Source organism: Nonomuraea sp. NPDC005730 (assembly GCF_040630865.1).
Lineage (GTDB): Bacteria > Actinomycetota > Actinomycetes > Streptosporangiales > Streptosporangiaceae > Nonomuraea.
Genome location: NZ_JBEXYK010000070.1, coordinates 18,921 through 43,469 on the forward strand (window position 1 = coordinate 18,921; position 24,549 = coordinate 43,469).

Sequence of the window (24,549 nt, forward strand, 5' to 3'; positions counted from 1 at the left end):
TCACGCGAGCGGGTTCGCGATCGGGACGTAACCGGCGCTGCGGTCGGCTGCCCTGGCCCACCGCACGCGCAGGTTCGCCTTGGCGGGCAGTGGCGCTCCGGCCAGCAGGTCGCGCAGCGGAAGCGGCCGCCCGAGCTCGGCGGCCTGGCGGGCGAGCAGGTCGCGGGCGGCCCGCCACAACGCGCGCAGCAGCCCGTCGTCGGGCCCCGCCAGGGTGGCGGCGATCTCGGTGAGGTGGTTGACGAACAGGCAGTAGACGACGCGGGCCCAGCCCCGCGCCGGGTCGTGGGTGAGCGCGCCGGCCACGGCGGGGTGCAGCCCGCCCAGGTCGTGGCGGCCCGCGACGAGCTTGACGCCCTCCAGGTCGCGGAAGATCGCCTGGACGGGCCGGCCGGCGGCGTCCAGGCCGACGAGCACGTTCTGCAGGTGGGGCTCCAGGACGACGCCGTGGCTGAAGTACAGGTCCACGACCGGCAGCGCGACCGCCGACACGTACGCCGTCCACCAGGCCAGGGGGTCGGCCGGGGCGGCGTCCAGGGCGAGGGCGGCGGCGAGGACCGGGGTGACGCCGGGGTCGCAGGCCGTCCACGGGCTCGCCCGGACGATCACGCCCAGTCCCTCACGCTGCCCGAGCGCCGTGCGGTAGCCGGGCTCGGGGAGCCAGCGGACGGCCGGGTGCCGCGCCGCGACCTCGGCGATCACCGGCGCCAGCCGGGAGGTGAGCTCGACGGCCCCGGCCAGCTCGTACCAGGCGTTCTTGCGCACGCAGTTCGTGATCCGCACGTCCAGGGAGAACTTCAGGCACACCTCGGCGTCCGGGACGTACACGGTCCGCACCGACGAGGTCGGCACCGCGAGCGGGCCCGGCCCGAGATCGACCAGCCCGGGGCCGAAAGCGGGACGCAGCAGGGCGAGCTGCCACGGATGGGCGGGCAGCAGCCGGTGTCCGGCGGGCGCCGGGCCGAGCGCGTCCAGGGCCGTCAGGTCGCCCTCCTCGGCCAGCGCGTCCTCGCGTACCGCGAGCAGCCGCAGCGGGAAGGCGGCGTGGGCCTCGGGGGCGTAGCGCAGCCAGTCCGCGCCGTCGCGGGCCTTGGGGGTGGGGTGGAACGGGTGGCCGTACACGAGCGCCTGCTCCGAGGCCAGCCAGGGATCGGCGGGTGGCTCGGCCCGCGCCCTGGCCGCCAGGATCGCCGCGATGGCGTCCCTGCTGGCGGCCACCTGGCCGGCGAACTCGCCGTTGGGTTCGACGACGAGGTGCGCCGCCCCGGCTCCCCGGCCTTGGCGCGCAGGTTCGTCCGGCCGGCCGGCCAGGTCGGCCTCGGCTAGCCGGACCAGCTCGGCGACCGTCAGCGGCTGCCAGGAGCCGCCCTCCAGGCGTTCCGGGGGCCCGTCGAGGCGCAGCGCGGCCCCGCCGTGCGTACGGGCCCGCAGCAGCGTCCCCGCCACCCGCAGCAGCACGTACGGCGGCGCCGGCCAGACCAGTCCCCTGGGCCCGGCCACCTCGCGCACGCAGCACCGCAGCAGGGCCGCCAGCGTCGCCTCCTCGGCCGGCGCCCCGATGGCCAGGACGTCCATTCACGCTCTCCTCAGGTAGTTGGGCCCGCTGATGCCGTAGAACTTGTTCACGTCCCGCGCCCCGGACCGTTCCTTGGCCACGAGCGTCCCGGCGGTGACCATGGACTTGCCGGTGAGCCTGGCCGCGTCGAGCGTCCTGGCGCGCAGCAGCCGGGCCATGGGATGGTCGCCGTGCTCGTCGAGCGCCTCGGCGAGCGTGCCGCGCACCAGGGCCGCCGCCCGCGCCGGCGGCAGCACGGCGAACGCCACCGCCGCGGCGGCCAGGTGCAGCGTGATCGTGACGAACACGTCGGCCAGCGCGTGCGGGTCGTCGGTGAGCATGCGCCCGTCGGAGAAGGCCGGCACCTCGATCCCGGCCGCCGCCAGCCTCGACGGCGAGGCCAGCAGGCCGTCGTTGTCCTTGACCAGCAGCCGCAGGTCGCCGTCCCGCAGGACGAGGGCCAGGTTCTGCTGGTGGGCCTCCAGCGCGACGCCGTACCGGACGAACAGCCGCACGTTCCAGCGCAGCAGCAGACGCAGGTAGCGGGGCAGCACGTCAGGGCCGAGGCCGTCCAGCACGCCGGGCACCGCCAGCGCCGCGACCGGGACGATCCGGCCCTCCGGCAGCCGCCTGACCATCCACGCCAGGTACTCGTGGCCCGCGTGCGCGTGGGTCTGCTCGTCGGCCAGCAGCACATCGGGATCGGCGAGCCGGCGCAGCAGCAGCTCGGCCCGCGCGCCGTCCTCCAGGGTGCCCGCTGCGATCGAGCGCCGGTTGCGCACGCCGAGCGTGCTCACCGGCAACGGCAGCTTGAGGTGCGTACGCGGCCCGACCTCGATGGTCCGCATGGACAGGGTGGGCCGTACGGTGACCGCCTCCTCGGTCAGCACCCGGACCCCGTCGATCTTCCGCACCTCGTCGACGGCCATCGGGTGCACAGGGAACAGCACGCCCCCGCCCGCCGGCCGCGGCACGTCCGCGGGAAGCGCCGTCCCCGCATGGGGGACGACCGCCCATCGCAGGGCGAACGAGGGCGCGAACTCCGGCGCGTACGCCAGCAGGTCGCGGTCCGAGGCGCCGATCCTGGCCCGTGAGGTGGGGTAGACGGGATGGTCGGCGAAGGCCGCCAGCGTCTCGTAGGACGGCCCGTGCCGCAGCACCTCCCCGGCGTGCGCGTCGTGCAGCTCCAGCGCGGACAGGGCGGTCAGGCACTCGTCGAAGAAGGCCGCCACCCCTTCGGCGTCGGCCGGCTCGGACACCTCCACGAGCGTCTCCAGCACCTGCTCCAGGCCCAGACGCTCGTCCGGCGCCACCACGAAGTCCTGGAACGGCGACCCCGCGACCATCCGGACCCACCGCCCGTCGGCCAGCAGCAGCCCGGCCCCGGCCCTGGTCCGGTCGAGACGGGCGGCCAGCCCGCCGTAGTCCTCGCGGACCAGCGCGTCCAGCACCCGGGCGGCCAGGTACGCCTCCCGCGTCCTCACCCGACCACCCACGGCCGGGCCGCCCGGTACCGCTCGACGGCGGCGTCCACGCGGGCCCGGTCCGGTCCCACGGCCCGGATGACGCCCAGGTAGTCCCGGTTCGTGTGGGTCAGCTCCATGACGTCCCCGACGGCCCGCAGCGGCCGGTGCCACAGTCGTACGCCGTCGTCCTCGACGTCCTCCTCCGGCGGCCCCTCCTTGACGACGCCCGGCCGGTCGGCGACCACGCTGACCGCGCAGCCGTGCCGGGACGGACGCGGCGGCTCGGGCGCCGGCTCCCCGAGATGCGTGCGCAGGATCCACTCGAACAGCGGCACGCCCAGCACGTCGGCCAGCAGGAAGTCGCAGTGGTCGCCGATCGCCCGGTAGTTCACCTCGACGATCCGTGGGCCGGCCGGCGTCAGGACGTACTCGGTGTGGCAGGCGCCGAAGCCCACCCCGAGGGCCCGCAGCGCGGCGAGCACGTGGGCGTCGGCGGCGGGCGCCCAGTCGAGCCGCTCCTCCACGAAGTGCGGCAGCGGGCCCAGCGTGGTCGCGAAGCCGCCCAGCACCCGCGTCGCGGAGCCGTCCCCGAGGGTCTCCAGGGTCCGCAGCGGCCCTTCGAGGTACTCCTCCACGACCAGCGTCTCGCCCGGACGGCGCCGCCTGGCCGCGGCCACGGCGCGGGGGAGGTCGTCCTCGACCAGCACGACGTCCTCGCTGGCCACCCCCTCGCGGGGTTTCAGCACCACGGGCCGGGGCAGGCGCTCGGGCACCGGATCGGCGGGCGCGAGCCGCAGGGACCGCACCGTCTCGATGCCGGCCTCCGCGAGCCCGCGGCGCATCAGGAACTTGTTCTTGGCGGCCAGACAGGCCCGCCAGTCCTTGCCCGGAAGTCCGAAGTACGACGCCGCGAGAGCGGTCTCCGCCTGAAGGTGGTCGGAGTTGGAGAAGATCGCGTCGGGCCTGCCCAGGTGCTCGACCGCGTCGATCAGGGCGCGCGGGTCGCGTACGTCGCAACGCACCGAGCCGGGATGCCGCTCCGGCCGGTCGGTCAGGACGGTCACCTCGCACCCGAGGGCCCGCGCCGCGGGCAGGAAGCCGTACGTCACCGAGTCCGTCGGCTTGAGCGCGGTCAGGTAGAGCCGCAACGCGAAGGCACCCCCGCAGGAATCAGGTAAGGCTAACCTAACTCGATGATCTTAGCCTGAGAATGATCGCCCCGGGGCCCGCACACCCTAATCGGCGGCTAACTGCGAGGTCATAGGATGACAAGCGACTTGGGGAGGGGCGGCCAGTGGAAAAGACCGCGGAAGAGCAACTCATCGGCCCACTGCTCCTGGCACGGGGGACCATCGACAGATCGTCGGCGCTGCGTGCCGACGACAGATGGCTGGAGAAGGCGTGGGCCGACCCCGGGACCAGGGTGCTGGTGATCGACAACGGCCACACCCTGGTGCGGCGGGCCGGCGACGAGGTGCACGCGGTGCTCTACACCTCCGCGCAGGCGCCGCCGGGCGAGCGTTACCTGCTCGGCGTCGAGGGCGGCACGGCCTACTTCGCGGTGGCCGCGCCACTGCCCGGCACGCCGGTCGGCGACCTCAACGGCCGGGTGACGATGCCGATGAGCCTGAGCGACACGCCCGAGGGCCGTCCGGTGCCGGCGGGCCTGCGCCAGGTGGGCGGGCTGCTCGGCGACCGCGACGCGGGCCTGCTGGTCCACGCGGTGGCGCTGGAGGCCTGGCACGCCACCCACCAGTTCTGCCCGCGCTGCGGCGCCCGTACGGCGGTGCAGGCCGGCGGTCATGTCCGGGTGTGCCCGAAGGACTCCAGCCAGCACTTCCCGCGCGTCGACCCGGCGGTCATCATGCTGATCAGGGACGAGGACGACCGCTGCCTGCTGGCCCGCGGCCCCCAATGGCCCGAGGGGCGCCTGTCGATCCTGGCGGGCTTCGTGGAGCCGGGCGAGTCCCTGGAGTACGCGGTGGTCCGCGAGGTCGCCGAAGAGGTCGGCGTCAACGTCGTCAACCCGCGCTACCTGGGCAGCCAGCCCTGGCCGTTCCCGCGCAGCCTCATGCTCGGCTTCTTCGCCGACGCCACCACGACCGCGCTGATCCCCGACGCCGACGAGATCGCCGAGGCGCGCTGGTTCACCCGCGACGAGCTGGTGGCCGCGCTCCGGTCGGGCGAGGTGCGCCTGCCGCCCCCGGTGTCGATAGCCCGCCGCCTGATCGAGACGTGGTACGGCGGCGAGCTCATCGGCGACTGGTGATCAGGCCGCGCCGAGCAGGGCCTTGACCTCGCGAGCGGAGGGGTTGGTCCGGACGATCCGGCCGTGGGCGGTCTCGATCACCACGGTCGGAACGGTCTGGTTGCCGTTGTTGACGCTCATGACGAATTCGGCGGCGGCCGGGTCGCGCTCGATGTCGACCTCTTTGAACGTGATGCCTTCGCGGGCGAGCTGAGACTTCAGCCGCTTGCATGGGCCGCACCAGGTGGTGCTGTAGACCGTGAGCGCCATGTCGGGTTGTCCCTCCAAGGTCAGGAAATCAGGCGCTCGGTGCAACAACGCGGAGGCGCCCGCTTAATCCCTACCCGGGGCCCTCTAGCCGATGCGCTCGGCGATCCAGGCCTGCACCCGCTCGGCCACGCCCGGCTCCCGGTACAGGGGAGCGCTGTGGTTGGTGCCCGGCGCCGTCATGATCGTCATCGGCACGCCCACCTGGCCGAGCATCTGCTTGAGCAACTGGCTCTGCGACGGCGGCACGAACTCGTCCTCGGAGTGCACCGTGAGCATCGGGGCGTCCTTGGCGCTGGCGTGCCAGGCCACCTCCATGCTCGCCCACACGCGCGAGCACTTGCCCTTGGGCTCACAGCCGCCGGCCAGCCGCATCGCGGCCTCGCGCAGCTTGCGCTTGTCGTGGTTCGCGGTCTTCTCGCCGTCGGCGTACGCGCGCAGCGGCGAGATGATCGGCGACAGCCCGACCACGCCCTTCAGCCCGGCGATGCCGTTGCCGTACGTGCCGACCGAGGCGGCGATGTGCCCGCCCGCCGAGAAGCCGACGACGACGTACTTGCTCGCGTCGAAGGCCCAGCGGTCGGCGTGCTTGCGCGCCAGGGCGATGGCGGCCAGCGCGTCGGTGCGCTGCGCCGGCCAGGCGGCCTCGCCGGAGAGCCGGTAGTTGAGGTTGAAGACGGTGTACCCGAGGTCGGCGTAACTACGGGTGATCTCCTTCATGTACTTCTTGTCGCCGCCGGACCACCAGCCGCCGTGGATCAGGAAGACGCCGGGGCGCTTCTGGCCGTCGGGCGTCCACCACACGTCCATGTCCTGGTTGCGCTGGCGGCCGTAGGAAAGGGTCTCCGTGGCCAGCCCGCCCAGGCCGTCGGGGTCTGTGGGATTGGTCACCACGGGGACGGGCGGCTCGGCCGCGAACGCGACGGCAGGTGTGAGCGCCACGGCAGCGAGCACCAGCGCGCCCGCGAAAACCGCTGTTCGCACGGCCTTCCTTTCCCCCATGCAGCATGGTCGGCCCCATTGTGAGGGAAGAGACCATTCCTTTGCATCTCGGTGACTATGAACATACGTCGGGCCGCATGTTGCCAGAATAAAGTGCTTCGGCGCCACTTGCGGGGAGGAAGATCGGGTGAACAGCGTGGATGACGTCCTCAGCGGCCTCGACCCGGAACAGCGGGAGGTCGCCGAGGCGGTGCGCGGCCCGGTGTGCGTGCTCGCCGGCGCCGGCACCGGCAAGACCCGGGCGATCACCCATCGCATCGCCCACGCCGTGCGCAGCGGGGTGGTCGACGCGCCCAGCGTGCTCGCGGTGACGTTCACCACCCGGGCGGCGGGGGAGCTGCGGCAGCGGCTGCGGGCGCTGGGGGCGCCGGGCGTCCAGGCCCGTACGTTCCACGCGGCCGCCCTGCGTCAGCTCACCTACTTCTGGCCGCGGGTGATCGGCGGCGAGGCCCCTTCGGTCATCGAGTCGAAGTTGCCGGTACTGGTCGAAGCCTGCCGCCAGATCCGGAAAACTCCCGACCGGTCCGAGCTGCGGGACATCGCGGCCGAGGTCGAATGGGCCAAGGTCTCCCAGATCGGCCCCGAAGACTACGTGGCCGCCGCCGCCAAGCACCACCGCACGCCGCCCGGCTCGCCGGAGGAGGTGGCCCGGCTCTACGAGTCGTATGAGCGCATCCGCCGCGAACGCCACCTGGTCGACTTCGAGACCATCCTCGAACTGACCGCGGCCGTGATGACCGAGCACCAGGAGGTCGCGGCCCAGATCCGCCAGCAGTACCGCTACTTCGTCGTGGACGAGTTCCAGGACGTCAACCCGCTCCAGAAACTCCTGCTCGACACCTGGCTCGGCGGCCGGGACGACATCTGCGTGGTCGGCGACCCCAACCAGACCATCTATTCGTTCACCGGCGCCAGCCCCCGCTACCTCACCAACTTCGCCGTCGAGCACCCCAAGGCCGCCGTCATCAGGCTGGTCCGCGACTACCGTTCCACCCCGCAGGTCGTGAACCTGGCCAACCTGGTCATCGCCAAGTCCAAGACCCCCAACCGCCTCGAACTCATCGCCCAGCGCCCCGACGGCCCCAAACCGGTCTTCTCCGACTACGACGACGAGCCCGCCGAGGCCGCCGGCGTCGCGCGAGCCATCAGGAAGCTGCTGGACAAGGGGGTGCCCTCGCGCGAGATCGCCGTGCTGTTCCGGGTCAACTCCCAGTCGGAGTCCTACGAGGAGGCCCTGTCCAAGGCCGAGATCCCGTACGTGCTGCGCGGCGCCGAACGATTCTTCGAGCGTCCCGAGGTGCGGCAGGCGGTCGTGCTGCTGCGCGGCGCCGCGCGGTCGGCCGCGGGCGAGCCGCTGGCCTCGGAGGTGCACCACATCCTGACCGGGGTCGGCCTGACCCCCTCCCCGCCCGGCGGCGGCAAGGCCAGGGAGAAGTGGGAGTCGCTGAAGGCGCTGGCCGACCTGGCCGAGGACATGGCCGCCGACGGTGCCGACCTGCCCGCGTACGTCGCCGAGCTGGAACGCCGCGCCTCCGAGCAGCACGCGCCACCGGTGGAGGGCGTCACGCTCGCCTCGCTGCACGCCGCCAAGGGCCTGGAGTGGGACGCGGTCTTCCTGGTCGGCGTCACCGACGGCATGCTGCCGATCATCTACGCCGAGACCCCCGAGCAGATCGAGGAGGAACGCCGGCTGCTCTACGTCGGCGTCACCCGCGCCCGCGAGCACCTGTCGCTCTCCTGGGCGCTGGCCCGCGCGCCCGGCGGGCGCAAGAGCCGCCGCCCCTCCCGCTTCCTCGACGGGCTCACCGGCCGCGCCTCGACGCCGCCCCGCATGACGACCCCGGCCGGCGAACGCCGCACGGTCGCCGCTCCGGTGAGCTGCCGGGTGTGCGCCAAGACGCTGGTGGCCGCGGCCGAGCAGAAGCTCGGCCGCTGCGCGACCTGCCCCGCCGACTACGACGAGGCCCTGCTCGAACGCCTCAAGGTCTGGCGCACGGCCACCGCCAAGGAGGCCAAGATCCCGCCGTACGTCGTCTTCACCGACGTCACCCTCCAGGCCATCGCCGAACGCGCGCCGGCCACCGAGCAGGAGCTGCTGTCGATCGCCGGCATCGGCCGGGTCAAGGTCGACCGCTACGGCGAGGCCGTCCTCGGCCTGTGCCGCGGGTGAGATCCCTCACGTACGGCCGGTCCCCTCGCGCGTGAGTCCCTTCCCCACCGGGTGAAACGGCGGGACCGGGCATTCCGGCAAGGCAGGGCGGGTTTGGGGGAACAGGCGTGGCACGTCAGACTTGTCCATGGAATGTTCGTCTGTGAGGGGGCCCTGTGAACGAGGCGCTGAAGGAGCTGCTCGACCTGCTCGACCTTGAGCAGATCGAGCTGGACATCTTCCGTGGCAGAAGCCCGGAGGAGCGCATTCAGCGCGTCTTCGGCGGCCAGGTGGCCGCGCAGGCCCTCGTGGCGGCCGGCCGCACCGTCCCCAAGGACCGGCACGTCCACTCGCTGCACGCCTACTTCATCAGGCCGGGCGACCCGTCCATCCCCATCGTCTACAACGTCGAGCGCCTGCGCGACGGCCGGTCGTTCACCACCCGCCGGATCGTCGCCGTCCAGCACGGCAAGGCGATCTTCACGATGTCGGCCTCGTTCCACATCTTCGAGGAGGGCGTGGAGCACCAGGCGTCGGTGGCGCCGGTCGTGCCCGCCCCCGAGACGCTGCCGACGTTCCAGGACAGGATGTCGGAGGTGCTGGGCGACCACCCCGAGCTGCGGGAGTGGCTCTCGCGCCCGCGCCCCGTCGACGCCCGCTACGTCTCGCCCCTGACGTGGGAGGCGCACCTGAACCCCGAGCTGCGCAGCGCCCAGACCAACGTGTGGTTCCGCTACGACGCCGAGCTGCCCGACGACCCGCTGCTGCACGTCGTGCTGGCCGCGTACGCCTCGGACTTCACGCTCGTGGACACGATCCTGCTGGCCCACGGCATGGCCTGGGGGGCCTCGAACGTGATCGGCGCGTCCCTGGACCACGCGATGTGGTTCCACCGCCCGTTCCGCGCCGACGACTGGCTCCTGTACGCCCAGGAGGCCCCCTGGTCGGCGGGCGCCCGGGGGCTCGCGCGCGGCGAGATGTTCACCGCGTCGGGCGAGCTCGTGGTATCCGTCGTCCAGGAGGCGATGATCCGCGTGGCGAAGTAGTCGGTTCGCAGCACGTTGTGACACCGTGGTTGTGTCACAAAATCGCAGGTAGAAAATATGTTGCCCCTTCCCGGCTTCCCGGTTTAGGGTCATGGACAAGCGAGTCGGACACTCCTGTTTCCGACGATCTGATGAGTGGAGGTGAGCCCCGGTGATGAGCATCCAGATGTCGGCCACGCAGTGGCTCGCTTCCGCGCGCCGTGACTCGGTGAGGCTCGCCGATGGGCCGGCCAAGCTGCGGCAGGAGAAGTCTGCCCGTATCCAGGCCCCCGCCGTCCGTGCGAGGGCTCACGCGGGTGTCGCCGCTCCGCAAGGCGTTCCTGTCTATGGCGCAGGTATCGCTGCCCCGACCAACCAGCTCACCAAGGGTGGACTGTGCGGTCCGCAACCCTGGAGGGATGCTCCGGTCATAACCTGACCGGCACATAGCAGCCCCCAGGCCGCGGATCCGCACACAGGATCCGCGGCCTTCTTGTTTTTCCGCGATCCCCGACCACCTCCGAGGTGCCCGACCAAGATCAAAAAGCTCGATCAAAAGGAGAAGCAGATGGGGGCCAAGACGATCATGGACCTGATCGACGAAGCCAAGATCCCCTGTCGTACCGACCCTGACCTGTGGTTCGCAGAGTCACCCGAGGACGTCGAGTTCGCCAAGGCTCTCTGCGGCGGTTGCCCGATCCAGCAGGCCTGCCTGGCCCGCGCGCTGGAGCGCGAGGAGCCCTGGGGCGTCTGGGGCGGCGAACTGATCCTCAGGGGAACGGTTGTTCCCCGTAAGCGTCCGCGCGGGCGTCCCCGCAAGCACCCGGTCGCTGCCTGACCACCCACCAGCCCTACGAGCGAGAGAGAACAAGAACACCGATGAGCACTTCTTCCACCAGGAGCCTGGCCGTGCCGTATCTGTTTCATGACTTGGTCAACGACCGAATACAAACTCTCCACCGCGAAGCGGAGGAGCAGCGTCTCATCCTGCGCGTAAGCCGCGTACAGCGGGCGCGACGCGAGGTCAAGCGGGCCAACGACCGCTTGCGGAAGGCGCTGAGCCAGCAGATGTGATCGCGGAGGTCCTGCCGCCGGCGCAGGATCTCCTGATCCTCATCTGCATCTGAAGAGCCGGGCGCACCCAGCGCCCGGCTCTTTCCATGCCCAGACCTCTGCGTTCGGCCGGGTGAGCAGCGGGACGTCTGTGTTCTGTCGGGTGAGTTGCTGGACCGTGCATCAGGAAGATCACCCGGCGGTGATCCTGGCCAGCAGGGCGGCCCCTGAGCGCATCGGGCAGAATCCGCGCCCACCTGACCTGACGTCCTGCCCCGGCGAGACGTCACGGGCACGCCGGACCTCACGTTTTGTCGGCTGAGCTGTGGGACGTCTGCGTTCTGTCGGCTGAGCCGTGGTCCGGTTGCCTGGGTGCCCGGCGCACCAGCAATCGAGGGCCTTTGGCCGTCTGTCTCCTTCCCGTGATTCGCGATCCGGACCTCGGGTGGCCTTCTTGCACGTCCAGCAACTGGGCCGTCCCCCATTCGCCTTCGGTGCCTTGGCTCTTTCGGGGCGTGTCCGACTCGTGCCGACGAGCGGGCGCGAGGTGGAGGGTACGCGGTGAGCCGGGCGGCCGGAGGTCCCGACCGGCCTCGGGCCGACGTACGATGGCGCATGTGACCAGCAGACCCGCCGAAGCGCAGCACCTGCGTGACCTCGCCCTGCTGCGCCGCGTCCGCGACCGCATCGACCGCGACTACGCCCAGCCGCTCGACGTCGAAGCCCTGGCCCGCGGCGTGAACATGTCAGCCGGCCACCTCAGCCGCGAGTTCCGCCGCGCGTACGGCGAGGCCCCGTACGGCTACCTGATGACCCGGCGCATCGAACGCGCGATGGCGCTCCTGCGCCGCGGCGACATGAGCGTCACCGAGGTCTGCTTCGCGGTCGGCTGTTCCTCGCTGGGCAGCTTCAGCACCCGCTTCACCGAACTGGTCGGCGTGCCGCCCAGCGTCTACCGTCGCCGCGCGGCGAGCGCGACCGCGGGGATGCCGTCGTGCGTGGCCAAACAGGTGACCAGACCCATCAAGAACCGAGAGACCGCGCTTACCTGACCCCAATTAGCGTGACTTCCATGGACATCACCATCCACTCCAGCTTCCTCCCGCACACCGACCCGGAAGCCTCCCTCGCCTTCTACCGTGACGCCCTCGGCTTCGAGGTGCGCAACGACGTCGGCTACAAGGGGATGCGCTGGCTCACGGTGGGCCCCGCCGGCCAGCCGGACACCTCCATCGTCCTGCAACCCCCGGTTGCGAACGGCTACGGCATCACCGACGACGAGCGCCGTACCATCACCGAGATGATGGCCAAGGGCACCTACGCCGGCGTGAACCTGGCCACCAACGACCTCGACGCCACCTTCGAACGCCTGAAGACCAGCGGCGCCGAGATCGTCCAGGAACCGATGGACCAGCCGTACGGCGTCCGCGACTGCGCCGTCCGCGACCCTTCCGGCAACCTGATCCGCATCCAGGAACGCCACCCCTGACCGCACCCGGCACAATCACCCCGGACGCGTCTTTGGGGCCGTTCCCTGACCTACGTGCAGGATCGTCATCCTTGATCCGCAGGGTCTTTGGGGTCGTCCTCTGACCTGCATCCAGGATCGTCATCCTTGATCCGCAGGGTCTTTGGGGTCGTCCTTTGACCTGCATCCATGAACGCCACCCCTGATCCGCAGGGCTTTGGGGTCGTTCCCTGGCGCACGTTCGGGACGTCATCCCTGATCCGCACTCGGCGCCATCACCCCGGACACGTCCTTTGGGGTCATCATCTTGACCGGCGATCAGGAACGTCAGCCCTGCCCCGCCAGCGCAGCGATGATCTTGCCGCGCGCAACCCTCAAGCGCCACCATTGCGACCTCGGACAACACCCCTCCGAGGCCCCACCTGTGACCGATACGACGGGCGCGCCGCGCGGATGCGGGCAAGCTCACCGCCGTCCAGGCACGGCGTCATGGGGATCCGCCACCCCAGCGTCCTCTTCACCCCAACCCGTACGGATCTCACAAGGATCGGTTCAGCCCAGGCGAACGGGCTACACCGGCCTGCGCCTGCCCCTGACGCCCAAGCTCGATCGCCCGTTGGCTGCGCCATGCCGGAGCCCCTTTGCGCTGAGTGACGAAAGGCCCATGGCACGATGGCGACATGATCTCGATCCGAAGGGACGATGCCGCGTAGGCCGCCAGGTGTCGTGCGCGCCATGCATCGTTCAGGGGCTCAGGCACCAAAGCCCAGCGGCCACCTTGACGCCACCCGGTCCGGCACTGGAGATATCCGGAGGCGATGGTCTCCGTCGACCGCCCGGCCGCTTGAGCGTTATGAGGAGTTCCTGCGCAAGCCGGGTAAGCGGTTGCTGCTTCCGCGGACGGACTGTCCGTGTTGTGATCTGGTCTACTCTCGCGACCTCCTGCAGTCGGAGATCGACCGTTTGCCGGCACTCACGCGTACTGAACTACGCCGCATCGTGAGCAGGCTTGATCGACGGTTGCGCCGTCGCACTCTGCCCGATCTGGACCTCGAACCGACAGAGCGGCACCTGGGCGCCTGGTGGCGACGAAGGCTACACGAACGGACCTGAACAGCAGATCACCGACGGCCGGCCGTGGATCCGTGCCCTCCTGCCGGAGCCCGGAGCCCGGAGCCCGGAGCCACGAGCGAGGAGCCAGGAGCCCAGAGTCAGGAGCCCAGAGTCAGGAGTCGGGAGTGAGAGCGACGGTCGAGGAAGACCGACAATCACCCTCCCGGCAAGGCGCCCTGTTGGCTGCGTAGGAAGACGAGGATGAGGCCGATGCCCTCGCCCTCCCACCCGCCATCCCACGGCGCGGCTTGAGCGCGTCGGCAGCGGATGCTGCGGTCACCCTCGCTTCCCGGCGAGCCAGTCGTGCATCTCCTGAGCCAGCCGCGCTTCTCCAATCCAGCTGTGCATTTCCACAAGCAAGGCGCCGCCTCCGCCCACGAAGCACAAGCGCCGCCTGATCAGCCGACCGCCAGTGCCTCGCCGTTCGGGTCGTCGGTGAAGCCCGGAACCCAGCGAATCACCTCGTCACGGAAACGCGCCGTGGTGCCGAGCTGGCAGAGGACCCCGACACCGGCCGCATGTACCCGATGGATGAGCACGTACGACGGCGGCAGGTTGAGCTGGCGAACCACGTTCGTCGGACGGAGGTCGGTGACGCTGGCTGCCTGGGCCTGCAGCCACTCCCGGCTGAAGGTGAACTCCTCCACGGCCGTCGGCTCCACGTACGGGGCCAGGAAAGCACGCAGGGCGTCGGGGTCGATGTCGATGTCCTGACGGATGAAGCCCTCATCACGGAGACCCGTCATCACGGTGTCCATGTCGCCCTGGTTGAAGATGCGCGTGAGCTGCCCGAAGACCTTTGGATACCCGCCGGGCAGGCGGTTGACCGCGCCGAAGTCGAGGACGCCGAGCTTGCCGTTGGCCAGCACGCGGAAGTTGCCCGGATGGGGATCGGCGTGCAGCATGCCGACCCGGGCAGGCGAGCAGAACAGGAACCGGACGAACAGAAGTCCCGCGTGATCACGCTCCTCCTTGCTGCCCTCGGTGATCACCCGCGACAGGGGAGTGCCGTCCATCCACTCGCTGACCAGCACCATCTCGTTGGCTGCAACCACATCAGGGACGTGGAAGTCAGGATCGCCGTTGTACTCCAGCGCAAAGGCGTGCTGTGCCTCGGCCTCGCGAAGGTAGTCGAGCTCCTCGGCGATCCGCTCGCGCAGCTCGGCCAGCAGTGCCTTCATGTCGAGGCCGGGCAGCAGCGCCCCGAACATCTTTCCCAGCCGGGCCAGCTGTGTGAAGTCGCCGAGCAGCGCCTTGCCCGCCCCCGGGTACTGGATCTTGACGGCCACCTCGCGTCCGTCGTTCCAGACGGCCTTGTGCACCTGGCCGATCGAGGCGGCGGCCGTGGGCCGGTCGTCGAACGAGAGGAAGTGTTTGCGCCAATCGTCCCCCAGTTGCTCGGCGAGCACCTTGTGGACGGTGGCGACCGGCAGCGGAGGAGCGGCGTCCTGCAGTTTCGTGAAGGTCGCCCGGTAGGGGCCGACGATCTCCGGCGGAAGCGCCGCCTCGAAGATCGACAGTGCCTGCCCGAGCTTCATCGCGCCGCCCTTGAGCTCGCCGAGCACCTTGAAGATCTGTTCGGCGGTGCGCTGCTGAACCTCCTGGGCCACGATTTCTGCTGACTTGCCGCCGATGCGCTTGCCGAGGCCGAGGGCGGCCCGCCCGGCGAACCCGAGCGGAAGGGTGGCCAACTTGGCTGAGCGGGTGACTGCCCGGCGCGGAAGATCGCTCACACTCATGCGCGGAACCTCGCCCGAGATGCCGCTTCCCCCCTTCGTGGTCGTCCCCTGAGCACGTCAGTCGCTGGTAGGTGACATGTCCATTGTTAGCGAATATGGATTGTTTCGCATACAACGACATTGCGGATGGCCGCTCCACGACCGTCTTTTCCAGCACCAATCAGGCATTACGTCCATTGTGCCGTTCGTCACAGAGGTCGCCCGGCCTTCGAGATGAGCAAGCGCCTGGCCGGTCGCCGCGGCCGCGACGAGCGTGGCGAGAGTCGTGTCGCAGGCGATCTCGCCGGGCGGATAGCCGCCCAGCCTGGCGGTGACGATCGGCCAGGCGGGATCGTGGTCGCGGCGCGTCAGGTCGAGACAGTGCAGGCATGTCGTCTCCCCAGGAAACACCAGCGGGCCGACGGACCCGTGCCCCTCGAAGGCCGACACCAGCAGATGCGGGATGCCGAAGTCGGCCAGCTCGTTGACCAGCACGCCGTCCAGAGGACCCACGGGCGCGAGGATGGCGAGGTCGGGACGCGCCGTGCCGTCCCCCAGATGCGGAGCGCCGGCCAGGACGTTGGAGGACGGAGCGGCGTCCTGGTTAACCTCCGCCGGAGTGGGCGGCACCGTCGGAGCGGGTGGCACGGCAGGCGAGACCCGCGCGGCGACGATGCCGGACGGCGTGACGCCCGCCCGTCTGGGCTGTGCAGGCGTGCCACCGGACGGTGTGACGACCGGCCGCCTGGGTTGTGCGGTCGTGCCGCCGGGCCGCCTGGGCTGTGCGGTCGTGTCGGCGGACGGCGTAGGCGCCCTGCGTGTGGGCCGTCCGGTGGCGTCACCAGCGGGCGTCGCGTTCCGACCGCCGGGTCGAGGGGGTGAGGTGCGATCGCGCGAAGGCGGAACGGCCGGCGCGTTCTTCGGCGGAGGAGAGAGCAGCCGCCGGGCGACCGCCGCCGCGCCCTCCTCCCGGGACAGCCCCACCTCGGCCCACGTCAGCCCGCCCGGCGTTATGTCCCCCGGCCGGACCGGCCCGGGATCGATCACCCGGATGTCGCCGACCCCGCCGGCCGCGAGCAGGGCGACGACCTGCGCCCCCACGCGCCCGGCCCCGTAGACCCGGACCTTCGCCTCCCGCCGACGCCGAAGCAGCTCGACGCCGCCCTCGGGGGTGTTGGAGGCCAGGTCGAGCGCGTCGAGGTCAGGTTTCAGCCGATCCCTTTCGGCGAGGGAGAGCTCCCGCAGCGGCGCCGGGAACGGGCCCGCGTCGTGCAGGGCGCCCCGCGTGGCGAGGTAGTCGAGCAGAGCCTGGGCGCACGGCTCGTCGAGACCGGCCGCCGCCGCGTCGCGCATCACCCTCCGCAGGTCGCGGGTGCCGTCGAGCCCCTCGATCCACTGACGCACCGATCTCGTCAGGCCGGTCAGAGTGATGGCCCGGAGGGGATGCACGCCGTACTGCAGGGTGTGCTCGTCGCGGAGGATTCGCCGGAGGGCCGGCTTCACACGTGGCCTCATGGCCGGAAGGTTCGCACGTCCGACCAAGATCCCGAGCCGGTTCCGCGCCGCCTGTGGACAACCCCCGACCACAACGCCCGCCCTGTGGACAACGCCCCACCGCGGAGCGCACCCAAGGCAAGCTGGAGACCGCATCCACACCTGAGGCAAGCTGGAGACCGCATCCACACCTGAGGCAAGCTGGAGACCGCATCCACACCTGAGGCAAGCTGGAGACCGCATCCACACCTGAGGCAAGCTGGAGACCGCATCCACACCTGAGGCAGGCCGGAGACCGCATCCGCACCCGAGGCAGGCCCGGGGACCGCATCCACATCCTGAGGCAAGCCAGGGGACCACCGAGGCAAAGTCGGGAACCGCAACCGCATCTGCGTCCGGGACAAGCTGGCGACCTCGTCCGCACCTGAGGCAAGCCACGTCCTCTCCGGGCCAAGCCGAGAACCGCAACCACGTCCGCACCCCGCGGAGCGTTACGCTTCGCCGCATGAGCGAGATCTTGGTCGACCGCACAGACGACGGAGTCGTCGTCCTCACCCTCAACCGCCCGGACCTGCGCAACGCCATGACCGACACCATGACGGCCGAATGGCGCGAAACCATGACTACCCTGGCCGCCGACCGCGACCTGCGCTGCGTCGTCGTCACCGGAGCGGGAAGCGCGTTCTCCTCGGGCGGTGACCTGTCATGGATCGGCGAGCGGGGCGCCGAGGCCGTGCCGCCGCTGCGCGACCGCATGCTCGCCTTCTACCGCACCTGGCTCATGATCGCCGACCTGGAGGTGCCCACCGTCGCCGCGATCAACGGCCCCGCCGTCGGCGCGGGCCTGTGCGTGGCCCTGGCCTGCGACCTCGTCTACGCCGCCGACGACGCCAAACTGCTGGCCCCCTTCACCCGGCTCGGGCTGCACCCGGGCATGGCCGCCACCTACCTGCTGCCCAGAAGAGCCGGTACGGCACTGGCCCGGGAGATGCTTCTGACCGGCCGTCTCCTTACGGGTACGGAAGCGGCAGATAAAGGCTTGGTAAATCAATCTTTCCCGAACAATGACCTTCTCTCCGAGGTTTCGGTCATCGCCAAGAAGATCGCAGAGATGGCTCCAGTCGCCACCCGCCTCACAAAGGTCGCCCTGAACCAAGACCATCAAGACCTGGCAGCCGCTCTGAGGTGGGAATCCTTGGCCCAGCCCGTGACCATGGCATCATCCGACCTGCTGGAGGGCCTGGCGGCGCATCGGGAAAGGCGCATGCCCAAATTCACCGGCTCTTAATCATCTGACCAGCGAAAACAACGCCCACCCTCTGTGGAATTTCGCCAGTCTCGGCTAACGTGCTTATGTGCCCCCCGAGACAGTCGAGGTCCGTCGCAGTTCTCGTCGCCGGCGTACGGTCTCCGCCTACCGCGACGGCGACAAGACGATCGTGCTCCTGCCCGCCTGGCTGAGCGGCGAAGACGCGGATGAATGGGTGAGCCGGATGCTCGACCGGCTGGCCGCCAAGGAAGAACGACGAAGGCCGACCGACGAGGCCCTGCTCGAACGGGCGAGGGAGCTGTCGGTGAAGTACCTCGACGGCCGGCCCGACCCCGTGAGCGTTCGATGGGTCGACAACCAGCAGCATCGCTGGGGCTCCTGCACCCCGGAGAACGGCACGATAAGGATCTCGACCCGGCTCAAGGGCCTGCCCGAGTGGGTCATCAACTACGTCATCATCCATGAGCTCGCGCACCTGATCGTGCCGAGCCATGGCCCAGGGTTCTGGGCGCTGGTAGAACAGTATCCGAAGGCGGAGCGGGCGCGCGGGTTCCTCGAAGGATTCTCCGCGGCGGCCCACACGGCACCGGAGGAGTGTTGACGCGCATCGTCGCCGTCCTGGTACGCGGCCGCATGGCCGAAGCGGCGCCCCCCGGTGTCGATCCACGGCAGTTCCTGGAGGCCGTGGCCGAGGACACCTACGAGATGGTCGCCGGCCTGGAGTTCGTCACCCCGGTCCTGATCACGGCCGTCCCCGGCCTCGACGACATCGTCTGGCCCGGCACGGAGATCATCACGATCGACGAGGACGAGCCACTGCGAGCCGTCCTCGGCCGTCTGTCCGGCGACCAGGCCGCGGTGATCAACGCCGACGCGCCCGACCTGCCCTCGCTGCTGGTCGGCAAGCTGTTCAGGGAGCTGGGCCGGGCCGAGATCACCGTCTGCCCGGCGGCGGACGGCGGCGCGGTGGCGCTGGCCTGCTCGCTGCCGCTCCCCACCTGGGCCGACCCCGACCTCGACGACCCCGACGTCGTCGCCGTCCTCAGAGCTCAGGCCCCGGGCCCGCGCAGGGTCGCCACCATCTCCGGATGGCACCGCCTGCGCACGCTCGACGACGTCGAACGCCTCGACCCGGGCCTCGAAGGCTGGGACAACACCCGCGCCCTGATCGCCGGCCGCTGACCCTCCGTCAGGGCACGGTGAGTTCGGCCAGCACGGCCCGGTGGTCGGTGCCCGGCACGTCGCGCACGCTGACCTCCCTGACGCCCACCCGCTCGTCCACCAGCACGTGGTCGATGGTGATGATCGGCGGCACCCGCTTGTTGGCCGGCCACGTGGGGATCAGCCCCGCGCCCACCTGGTCGGCCGCGTCCTTGTACCCCCGGGCCAGCAGCCTGCGCAGCGAGGCGTGGTCGAGCGAGGCGTTGAAGTCGCCGGCGAGGATCCGCACGGTTTCGCCGCCGGCGGAAGGAAGGCTGGAGAGCGCCTCGTTCCAGTTGACCACGTTGGGGCCGAGCGGCGGGTAGGGGTGGACGTCGACGAACTCGATCGGCTTCCCGCCCGGCAGCGACACCATGGCGGCGGGCATCTTGTGCCCCACCGGGGGCACCACGTCGTCGAGCGGCTGGAGCGGGTGCCTGGAGTAGAGGCCGCTCCCGCTGGCGTCCCATTCGTCCTCGAGCACGCGGTGGGGCATGAGCTCCTTCAGACCGGCCGCGTCCATGTCCGCCACGGCGCCGGGGGTCAGCTCCTGCGTGCTCAGCACGTCGGGCCGGAACTCGCGCACCAGATTCACGATCACCTGCGCGTCGGCCTTGCCGAACAACATGTTGATGGTCATGACCTTGAACGGCCTGCCGGTCGTGGCCTCGGCCGTGCCCAGCGCGCGGGGCAGGACGCTGAACCCGAGCGCGGTCGTGGTGAGCAGCGCGACGGCTGTCGCGGCCCGCTTGCGCCCGACCGCGGCGATCAGGAGGGGGATCAGGGACCCGGCCGCCGCGTACGGCGTCGCCGTCATGAGCTGCGTGGGCAGCGAACCTCGCTCCAGCCCGGCCACCCTGGCCACGGCCCAGGCCGCGAAGGGTGTCACGGCCAGCCAGGTCAGGACGTTGCCGGGCAACTTCCGCGGCTTGCGGGCAGGCGTCACGATCGTGCCGCCAACGGCAGAAGTCTCCACGCGGCCCCCCTTGGAACGATGCGAAGGACTCTAGCCCAGCGAACGCGAGCGCGAGCCGAGCGCGGCGCGTCCGCGTGCGGCCAGCCGGCGCGTGGCCTCGTCGGACAGCTCGGGGATCTCGTCGACGGGGAACCAGCGCAGGTCGAGCGACTCGTCGCTCATGACGGCCTCGGCGCCGGGAGGGGCCACGGCCGCGTACTCGACGTCGAGGTGCCAGCTGCGCGGCGGATGGCACCAGACCTCGTGCTTGTCGACGGCCAGCGGGCCGGGCAGCAGCTCAAGTCCGGCGATTCCCGACTCCTCGGTGGCCTCGCGGAGTGCCACCGCCTCCAGCGTGGCGTCGTAGTCCTCGCAGTGGCCGCCCATGGGCAGCCACTGCCCGGCCTTCGGATGCAGCGTGAGCAGCACCCGGGCGCCGTCGTGGCTGAGCACGGCGGTGGTGGCCGTCAGGTGGCCGGGTGCGCACGCGCGCCACATGGCGTCGTCGTACGTCCGCAGATGGCCGAGGAACTCGGCGCGCAGCGCCTCCTCCTCGGGGGTCGGCGCGGTCCAGGAGGACAGCACCGCCACCGCGTCGTCGTGCAGGGTCACCGGCCGCCGTCCTGGTCGCCGTCCTGGTCGTCGGGCTTGGCCTCCAGCTGGGAGATGTCCCAGGCGGCCTCGCCGCGTACGAACGCGTCGGGGTCGTCGAGGTCTTCGGCCGTCGGCATGAGGTCGGGGTGGCCCCACAGGGCGTCGCGCCCGTCGACGCCGCGCTCGGTCTCCAGCGCGCGCCACAGCGCCGCGGCCTCGCGCAGCCGCCGGGGCCGCAATTCCAGCCCGACCAGCGTGCCGAACGTCAGCTCCGCGGGCCCACCGGTCGCCCGGCGCCTGCGTACGGTCTCCGCCAGCGCGACCGCCGAGGGCAGCTTGCCGTCGGCGGCCCGGTCGACCACCGTGGCCACCCACCCCTCGACCAGGGCGAGCATCGTCTCCAGGCGGGCCAGGGCGGCCTTCTGCCGCTCGGTCTCCTCGGGCTTGAGCAGCGCGCCGCCGCTCAGCGCCTCCTGGATCGCCTCGGGGTTGTTGATGTCGAGCCCGCGGATCTGCTCCTCCAGCGCGGAGGTGTCCACGGTGATGCCCCTGGCGTATTCCTCGACGGCCCCGAGCAGGTGCGAGCGCAGCCACGGGACGTGCTGGAACAGGCGGTGGTGCGCGGCCTCGCGCAGCGCCAGAAAGAGCCGGATCTCGTCGGCCGGGATCTCGAGGCCCTCGCTGAAGGACGCGATGCCACCGGGCAGCAGCGCCGCGGTGCCGGACAGCGGCAGGCCGATGTCGGTCGTGCCGATCACCTCGCGCGCCAGCGAGCCGAGCGCCTGGCCGATCTGCTGACCGACCATCATGCCGCCCATCTGCTTGAGCATGCCCATCAGCGGCCCGGCCATCTGCTGGGCCTCGGGCGGCAGCCCGGAGCCGCCGAGCGCGCCGCCCATGGTCTCGACCATGCGTTCGGCCACGGGCTCGCAAAGCTTGCGCCAGACGGGGACCGTGTTCTCGATCCACTCCGACCGGCTCCAGGCCTGCGGGTTGGACACGCCGCTCGGCAGTGTCGTCGCCTCGTTCAGCCACAGGTCGGCCAGGCTCAGCGCCTCGACGATCTGGCGGCGCTCGCCTTCCATGACGCTCGGATCGCCCTGGGCGACCACGGCGTGTCGTGCGATGTTCTTGGCCATGTCCCAGTTGACAGGGCCTGAACCCTGGGGCGCCGACAACATGTCGGCGAACTGGCGCATCGCCTGAGCCATTTGCTCAGGGTTGCCGAACATGGCGAACGGGTTCTCGTTAGGGTCGTTTTCGCGACCTGGCAGGTCAGTCACCGCTCTACCTCGTGCAGGATGGAGGAGTCCACATCCGCCACGTTAGTCGTCCTACGGCGGATCAGTGCAAAGTGAGGACCTGGTGCCTACCTCGAAACGCCCGCGCCAACCCGTCGTCGCCGTCACCGGCGCGGCCTCCGGCATCGGCCGCGAGTTGCTCGTGAGGCTCGTATCCTCCGCGGATTTCCGCAGAGTGGTGGCCATCGACGAGGAGCGCGGCGACGTTCAGGAAGCCACGTGGAGAGTGATCGACGTACGGGATCCGCTCTTGGCGAACCGGATCTCCGACATCGACGTCCTGGTCCATCTGGCCGGTGACTACGCCGTCGACTCAGACCCGGGGGAGCGGCGCGCGTACAACCTCAGAGCCGCCCAGACGGTGCTCACCGCCTGCGCCGCCGCCCGCGTGCGGCGGGTGATCCTGGTCACCAGCGCCATGGTCTACGGCGCCGCGCCCGACAACGAGGTCCCCCTGCCGGAGGACTCCCCGGTGGCCGCCGAGCCCGACACCGGCGTCGTGGGCGACTACCTGGAGATCGAGTCGCTGGTCCGCAGGTCGCTGCGCAGCCACCCGGGCCTGGACGTCACGGTGCTGCGCCCGGCGGCGGTCGTCGGTCCCGGCGTCGACACGGTCATCACCCGGCACTTCGAGTCGCCGCGGCTGCTCACGGTCAAGGGCTGCAACCCCAACTGGCAGTTCTGCCACATCGACGACCTGATCTCGGCGCTGGAGCTGGCCGCCAAGGGGGCCGTCACCGGGGTGGTGGCCGTGGGCTCCGACGGCTGGCTGGAGCAGGAGCAGGTCGAGGAGCTGTCCGGGATCCGGCGGTTCGAGCTGCCGGCCGGGCTCACGTTCGGCACCGCGCAGCGCCTGCACCGGCTCGGCATCACCCCGGCCCCCGCCACCGACCTGCACTATGTCGTCTATCCGTGGGTCGTCGACTGCTCGGCGCTGCGCGAGGCGGGCTGGAAGCCCACGTGGACCAACGAGGCCGCCTTCCGGCAGCTCCTCGAACTCCGCGAGAACAGGACCACCGTGGTCGGCAGGCGGCTGCCGGTCAAGGAGGCCACGCTCACCGCGGCCGGCGCGACGGTGGCCGTCATCGGCACCGCGGCGATCGTCCGGCAGGTCCGCAAAAAGCGTCGCCAGTAGGAACGTGAGGTTAGGCTCTTTCCGTGGACGTCATCCGGTTGCTCGGCATTCGTGACACCCCGTTGTCCGTGGACGAGGTGCTGGCCGCGGTGGAAGACCACGCGGCGGGCGGCACCGCGATCTTCATCGGCACCGTGCGCGAACAGGACCACGGCAAACCCGTGACCCGGCTCTCCTACTCCGCCCATCCCTCGGCGCCCGACGAGCTGCGCCGGGTCGCCGAGAAGGTCGCGGCCGACTTCCCGGTCACCGCGATGGCCGCCGTCCACCGGGTCGGTGACCTGGGGCTCGGCGACACGGCGGTGATCGTCGCCGTGGCCTCGCCACACCGTGACGAGGCGTTCAAGGCCTCACGCAGGCTCATCGACGACCTCAAGGCGGAGGTCCCCATCTGGAAACACCAGGTGTTCGCCGATGGCGAGACCGAGTGGGTCGGCGCCTGCGAATAAGCTCATCACCATGTCACGACGCGTCCTCACCCTGCTGCTCGCGGGCTTCTTCGTGCTCGCGCTGGGCGTCCTGGGCGCGTTCCGGCCGGTCCCGTACGTCGTGCTGAGTCCCGGCCCCACCGAGAACACCATCGGTGAGATCGACAAGAAGCCGGTGATCTCGATCAGCGGCCGGCAGACCTATCCCACCAGCGGCGCGCTGAGCCTGGTCACGGTGGCCTACCAGGGCGGCCCGGCCGCCCAGATCGACCTGCTGACCGCGTTGCGCGGCTGGATCGATCCGACCGTCGCGGTGGTCCCGCAGGAGACGATCTTCCCGCCCGGCCGCGACGCGAAGAAGGTCGACGAGGAGAACGCGGTCGAGATGACCAACTCCCAAGACTCCGCCAAGGCCGCCGCGCTCAACGAGCTCAAGATCCACTACGACCGGGTCGTCACGGTGCTGTCCACCGAGAAGGGCAAGCCCGCCGACGGCAGGCTCCAGAAGGGCGACCAGATCAACGCGGTCGACGGCAAGCCGGCCACCGACTCCCACTTCGTCGGAGACACCGTCAAGGCACACAAGCCAGGCGAGACCGTGACCTTCAACGTGACCAGGGGCAGCCAGAAGCTCGACGTGTCGCTGCAGCCGATCGCCAGCAAGGACGGCAAGCCCCTCGTCGGCGTGCTCATGCAGGAGAAGTTCAAGTTCCCCTTCGACGTCGAGATCAACGTGGGCGACGTCGGCGGGCCGAGCGCCGGGCTGATGTTCTCGCTCGGCATACTCGACAAGCTGACCCCCGGCGAGATCACCGGTGGCAAGCGCATCGCCGGCACCGGCACCATCGACACCGAGGGCCAGGTCGGGCCGATCGGCGGCATCGCCCAGAAGATGGTGGGGGCCCGCGACTCGGGCGCGACCGTCTTCCTCACTCCCGCGGACAACTGCGCGGAGGCGATGAAGGCCGTGCCCGACGGCTTGCGGCTGGTCAAGGCCGACACGTTGCACGACGCGGTGCTCGCGCTCGACGCGCTGCGCACCGGGAAGGGCAATGTGCCCGCTTGTGAGGCCGGATGAAACTTCCGGCGAGCGCCGTGCGTTAGCCGT

Annotated in this window: 23 protein-coding genes; 13 read left to right on the top strand and 10 right to left on the bottom strand. The window is 70.7% G+C overall.

Annotation, left to right across the window (positions count from 1 at the left end; translation table 11 throughout):
* From ABZ444_RS44135 to ABZ444_RS44145, 3 genes are read right to left on the bottom strand one after another with little or no spacing between them, the layout of a single operon-like run.
* Complete coding sequence (locus ABZ444_RS44135; RefSeq protein WP_358010184.1) at nucleotides 1–1,575, bottom strand: IucA/IucC family protein; 1,575 nt, start codon at nucleotides 1,573–1,575, stop codon at nucleotides 1–3.
* Entirely contained in the window at nucleotides 1,576–3,039 is a 1,464-nt protein-coding gene (locus tag ABZ444_RS44140) for an IucA/IucC family protein (protein WP_358010185.1), read from the bottom strand.
* Nucleotides 3,036–4,169 carry a siderophore biosynthesis protein gene (locus tag ABZ444_RS44145; protein WP_358010187.1) on the bottom strand — a complete coding sequence of 378 codons (1,134 nt, stop codon included), beginning with the start codon at nucleotides 4,167–4,169 and terminating at the stop codon, nucleotides 3,036–3,038. Before ABZ444_RS44145 ends, ABZ444_RS44140 begins: the two co-directional genes overlap by 4 nt.
* A 146-nt stretch (nucleotides 4,170–4,315) precedes the next feature.
* Between ABZ444_RS44145 and nudC the strand changes: the two genes are divergently transcribed.
* Nucleotides 4,316–5,290 carry an NAD(+) diphosphatase gene (nudC, locus tag ABZ444_RS44150; RefSeq protein WP_358010189.1) on the top strand — a complete coding sequence of 325 codons (975 nt, stop codon included), beginning with the start codon at nucleotides 4,316–4,318 and terminating at the stop codon, nucleotides 5,288–5,290.
* Here the strand turns inward: nudC and ABZ444_RS44155 are convergent, their stop codons facing one another.
* Entirely contained in the window at nucleotides 5,291–5,539 is a 249-nt protein-coding gene (locus ABZ444_RS44155) for a mycoredoxin (RefSeq protein WP_358010190.1), read from the bottom strand.
* 84 nt (nucleotides 5,540–5,623) lie between these two features.
* Nucleotides 5,624–6,520 (bottom strand): alpha/beta hydrolase, encoded by an 897-nt coding sequence (locus ABZ444_RS44160; protein WP_358010191.1) that lies wholly within the window; start codon nucleotides 6,518–6,520, stop codon nucleotides 5,624–5,626.
* Nucleotides 6,521–6,674: 154 nt separating this feature from the next.
* Here ABZ444_RS44160 and ABZ444_RS44165 point away from each other — a divergent pair, with 154 nt between their 5' ends.
* The 6 genes from ABZ444_RS44165 (at nucleotide 6,675) to ABZ444_RS44190 (ending at nucleotide 12,254) form a co-directional block, all read left to right on the top strand.
* Complete coding sequence (locus ABZ444_RS44165; RefSeq protein ID WP_358010215.1) at nucleotides 6,675–8,708, top strand: ATP-dependent DNA helicase UvrD2; 2,034 nt, start codon at nucleotides 6,675–6,677, stop codon at nucleotides 8,706–8,708.
* Nucleotides 8,709–8,863: 155 nt separating this feature from the next.
* Nucleotides 8,864–9,733 carry an acyl-CoA thioesterase II gene (locus tag ABZ444_RS44170; protein ID WP_358010192.1) on the top strand — a complete coding sequence of 290 codons (870 nt, stop codon included), beginning with the start codon at nucleotides 8,864–8,866 and terminating at the stop codon, nucleotides 9,731–9,733.
* Between the two features lie 547 nt (nucleotides 9,734–10,280).
* Nucleotides 10,281–10,550, top strand: a complete 270-nt coding sequence (locus tag ABZ444_RS44175; protein WP_125636897.1) for a WhiB family transcriptional regulator — start codon at nucleotides 10,281–10,283, stop codon at nucleotides 10,548–10,550.
* A 41-nt stretch (nucleotides 10,551–10,591) separates the two neighbouring features.
* On the top strand, nucleotides 10,592–10,786 hold the full coding sequence (locus tag ABZ444_RS44180; RefSeq protein ID WP_358010194.1) for a hypothetical protein: 195 nt from the start codon (nucleotides 10,592–10,594) through the stop codon (nucleotides 10,784–10,786).
* Nucleotides 10,787–11,373: 587 nt separating this feature from the next.
* Nucleotides 11,374–11,817, top strand: coding sequence for a helix-turn-helix transcriptional regulator (locus ABZ444_RS44185; protein ID WP_358010195.1), 444 nt, complete (start codon nucleotides 11,374–11,376; stop codon nucleotides 11,815–11,817).
* 20 nt (nucleotides 11,818–11,837) lie between these two features.
* Complete coding sequence (locus ABZ444_RS44190; RefSeq protein ID WP_358010196.1) at nucleotides 11,838–12,254, top strand: VOC family protein; 417 nt, start codon at nucleotides 11,838–11,840, stop codon at nucleotides 12,252–12,254.
* 1,490 nt (nucleotides 12,255–13,744) lie between these two features.
* Here the strand turns inward: ABZ444_RS44190 and ABZ444_RS44195 are convergent.
* Nucleotides 13,745–15,079 carry an AarF/UbiB family protein gene (locus tag ABZ444_RS44195; RefSeq protein WP_358010216.1) on the bottom strand — a complete coding sequence of 445 codons (1,335 nt, stop codon included), beginning with the start codon at nucleotides 15,077–15,079 and terminating at the stop codon, nucleotides 13,745–13,747.
* A gap of 63 nt (nucleotides 15,080–15,142) precedes the next feature.
* Complete coding sequence (locus tag ABZ444_RS44200) at nucleotides 15,143–16,579, bottom strand: thiamine biosynthesis protein ThiF (protein WP_358010197.1); 1,437 nt, start codon at nucleotides 16,577–16,579, stop codon at nucleotides 15,143–15,145.
* Between the two features lie 484 nt (nucleotides 16,580–17,063).
* On the opposite strand from ABZ444_RS44200, the gene ABZ444_RS44205 reads away from it, so the two are divergent.
* The 3 genes from ABZ444_RS44205 (at nucleotide 17,064) to ABZ444_RS44215 (ending at nucleotide 19,010) form a co-directional block, all read left to right on the top strand.
* Nucleotides 17,064–17,846, top strand: coding sequence for an enoyl-CoA hydratase-related protein (locus ABZ444_RS44205; protein WP_358010198.1), 783 nt, complete (start codon nucleotides 17,064–17,066; stop codon nucleotides 17,844–17,846).
* A gap of 67 nt (nucleotides 17,847–17,913) precedes the next feature.
* Nucleotides 17,914–18,429: a M48 family metallopeptidase gene (locus ABZ444_RS44210; RefSeq protein ID WP_352319320.1), complete on the top strand. Its 516-nt coding sequence runs from the start codon at nucleotides 17,914–17,916 to the stop codon at nucleotides 18,427–18,429.
* Nucleotides 18,426–19,010 carry a hypothetical protein gene (locus ABZ444_RS44215; protein ID WP_358010200.1) on the top strand — a complete coding sequence of 195 codons (585 nt, stop codon included), beginning with the start codon at nucleotides 18,426–18,428 and terminating at the stop codon, nucleotides 19,008–19,010. The genes ABZ444_RS44210 and ABZ444_RS44215 overlap by 4 nt, the downstream gene beginning before the upstream one ends.
* A 7-nt stretch (nucleotides 19,011–19,017) precedes the next feature.
* Here ABZ444_RS44215 and ABZ444_RS44220 read toward each other — a convergent pair whose 3' ends face one another.
* Genes ABZ444_RS44220 through ABZ444_RS44230 form a run of 3 tightly spaced genes read right to left on the bottom strand, consistent with a single transcriptional unit; the run spans nucleotide 19,018 to nucleotide 21,809 of the window.
* Nucleotides 19,018–20,004, bottom strand: coding sequence for an endonuclease/exonuclease/phosphatase family protein (locus tag ABZ444_RS44220; RefSeq protein WP_358010201.1), 987 nt, complete (start codon nucleotides 20,002–20,004; stop codon nucleotides 19,018–19,020).
* Between the two features lie 30 nt (nucleotides 20,005–20,034).
* Entirely contained in the window at nucleotides 20,035–20,595 is a 561-nt protein-coding gene (locus tag ABZ444_RS44225) for an NUDIX domain-containing protein (protein WP_358010202.1), read from the bottom strand.
* A complete protein-coding gene (locus ABZ444_RS44230) occupies nucleotides 20,592–21,809 on the bottom strand; it encodes a zinc-dependent metalloprotease (RefSeq protein WP_358010204.1) in 1,218 nt (405 codons plus the stop codon). The genes ABZ444_RS44225 and ABZ444_RS44230 overlap by 4 nt, the downstream gene beginning before the upstream one ends.
* A gap of 130 nt (nucleotides 21,810–21,939) precedes the next feature.
* On the opposite strand from ABZ444_RS44230, the gene ABZ444_RS44235 reads away from it, so the two are divergent.
* Genes ABZ444_RS44235 through ABZ444_RS44245 form a run of 3 tightly spaced genes read left to right on the top strand, consistent with a single transcriptional unit; the run spans nucleotide 21,940 to nucleotide 24,519 of the window.
* Entirely contained in the window at nucleotides 21,940–23,013 is a 1,074-nt protein-coding gene (locus ABZ444_RS44235; protein WP_358010217.1) for an NAD-dependent epimerase/dehydratase family protein, read from the top strand.
* A 23-nt stretch (nucleotides 23,014–23,036) separates the two neighbouring features.
* Nucleotides 23,037–23,462, top strand: a complete 426-nt coding sequence (locus tag ABZ444_RS44240; protein WP_358010205.1) for a molybdenum cofactor biosynthesis protein MoaE — start codon at nucleotides 23,037–23,039, stop codon at nucleotides 23,460–23,462.
* A 10-nt stretch (nucleotides 23,463–23,472) separates the two neighbouring features.
* Nucleotides 23,473–24,519, top strand: coding sequence for a PDZ domain-containing protein (locus ABZ444_RS44245; RefSeq protein WP_358010207.1), 1,047 nt, complete (start codon nucleotides 23,473–23,475; stop codon nucleotides 24,517–24,519).
* Nucleotides 24,520–24,549 lie beyond the last annotated feature (30 nt).

What these genes read in the sequence shown, in the direction of transcription:
- ABZ444_RS44180 (WP_358010194.1), top strand. Translation starts at nt 10,592, where the DNA reads ATGAGCACTTCTTCCACCAGGAGCCTGGCCGTGCCGTATCTGTTTCAT.
- ABZ444_RS44190 (WP_358010196.1), top strand. Translation starts at nt 11,838, where the DNA reads ATGGACATCACCATCCACTCCAGCTTCCTCCCGCACACCGACCCGGAA.
- ABZ444_RS44245 (WP_358010207.1), top strand. Translation starts at nt 23,473, where the DNA reads ATGTCACGACGCGTCCTCACCCTGCTGCTCGCGGGCTTCTTCGTGCTC.
- ABZ444_RS44205 (WP_358010198.1), top strand. Translation starts at nt 17,064, where the DNA reads ATGAGCGAGATCTTGGTCGACCGCACAGACGACGGAGTCGTCGTCCTC.
- ABZ444_RS44135 (WP_358010184.1), bottom strand. Translation starts at nt 1,575, where the DNA reads ATGGACGTCCTGGCCATCGGGGCGCCGGCCGAGGAGGCGACGCTGGCG.
- ABZ444_RS44185 (WP_358010195.1), top strand. Translation starts at nt 11,374, where the DNA reads ATGGCGCATGTGACCAGCAGACCCGCCGAAGCGCAGCACCTGCGTGAC.
- ABZ444_RS44230 (WP_358010204.1), bottom strand. Translation starts at nt 21,809, where the DNA reads ATGTTCGGCAACCCTGAGCAAATGGCTCAGGCGATGCGCCAGTTCGCC.
- ABZ444_RS44175 (WP_125636897.1), top strand. Translation starts at nt 10,281, where the DNA reads ATGGGGGCCAAGACGATCATGGACCTGATCGACGAAGCCAAGATCCCC.
- ABZ444_RS44155 (WP_358010190.1), bottom strand. Translation starts at nt 5,539, where the DNA reads ATGGCGCTCACGGTCTACAGCACCACCTGGTGCGGCCCATGCAAGCGG.
- ABZ444_RS44200 (WP_358010197.1), bottom strand. Translation starts at nt 16,579, where the DNA reads ATGAGGCCACGTGTGAAGCCGGCCCTCCGGCGAATCCTCCGCGACGAG.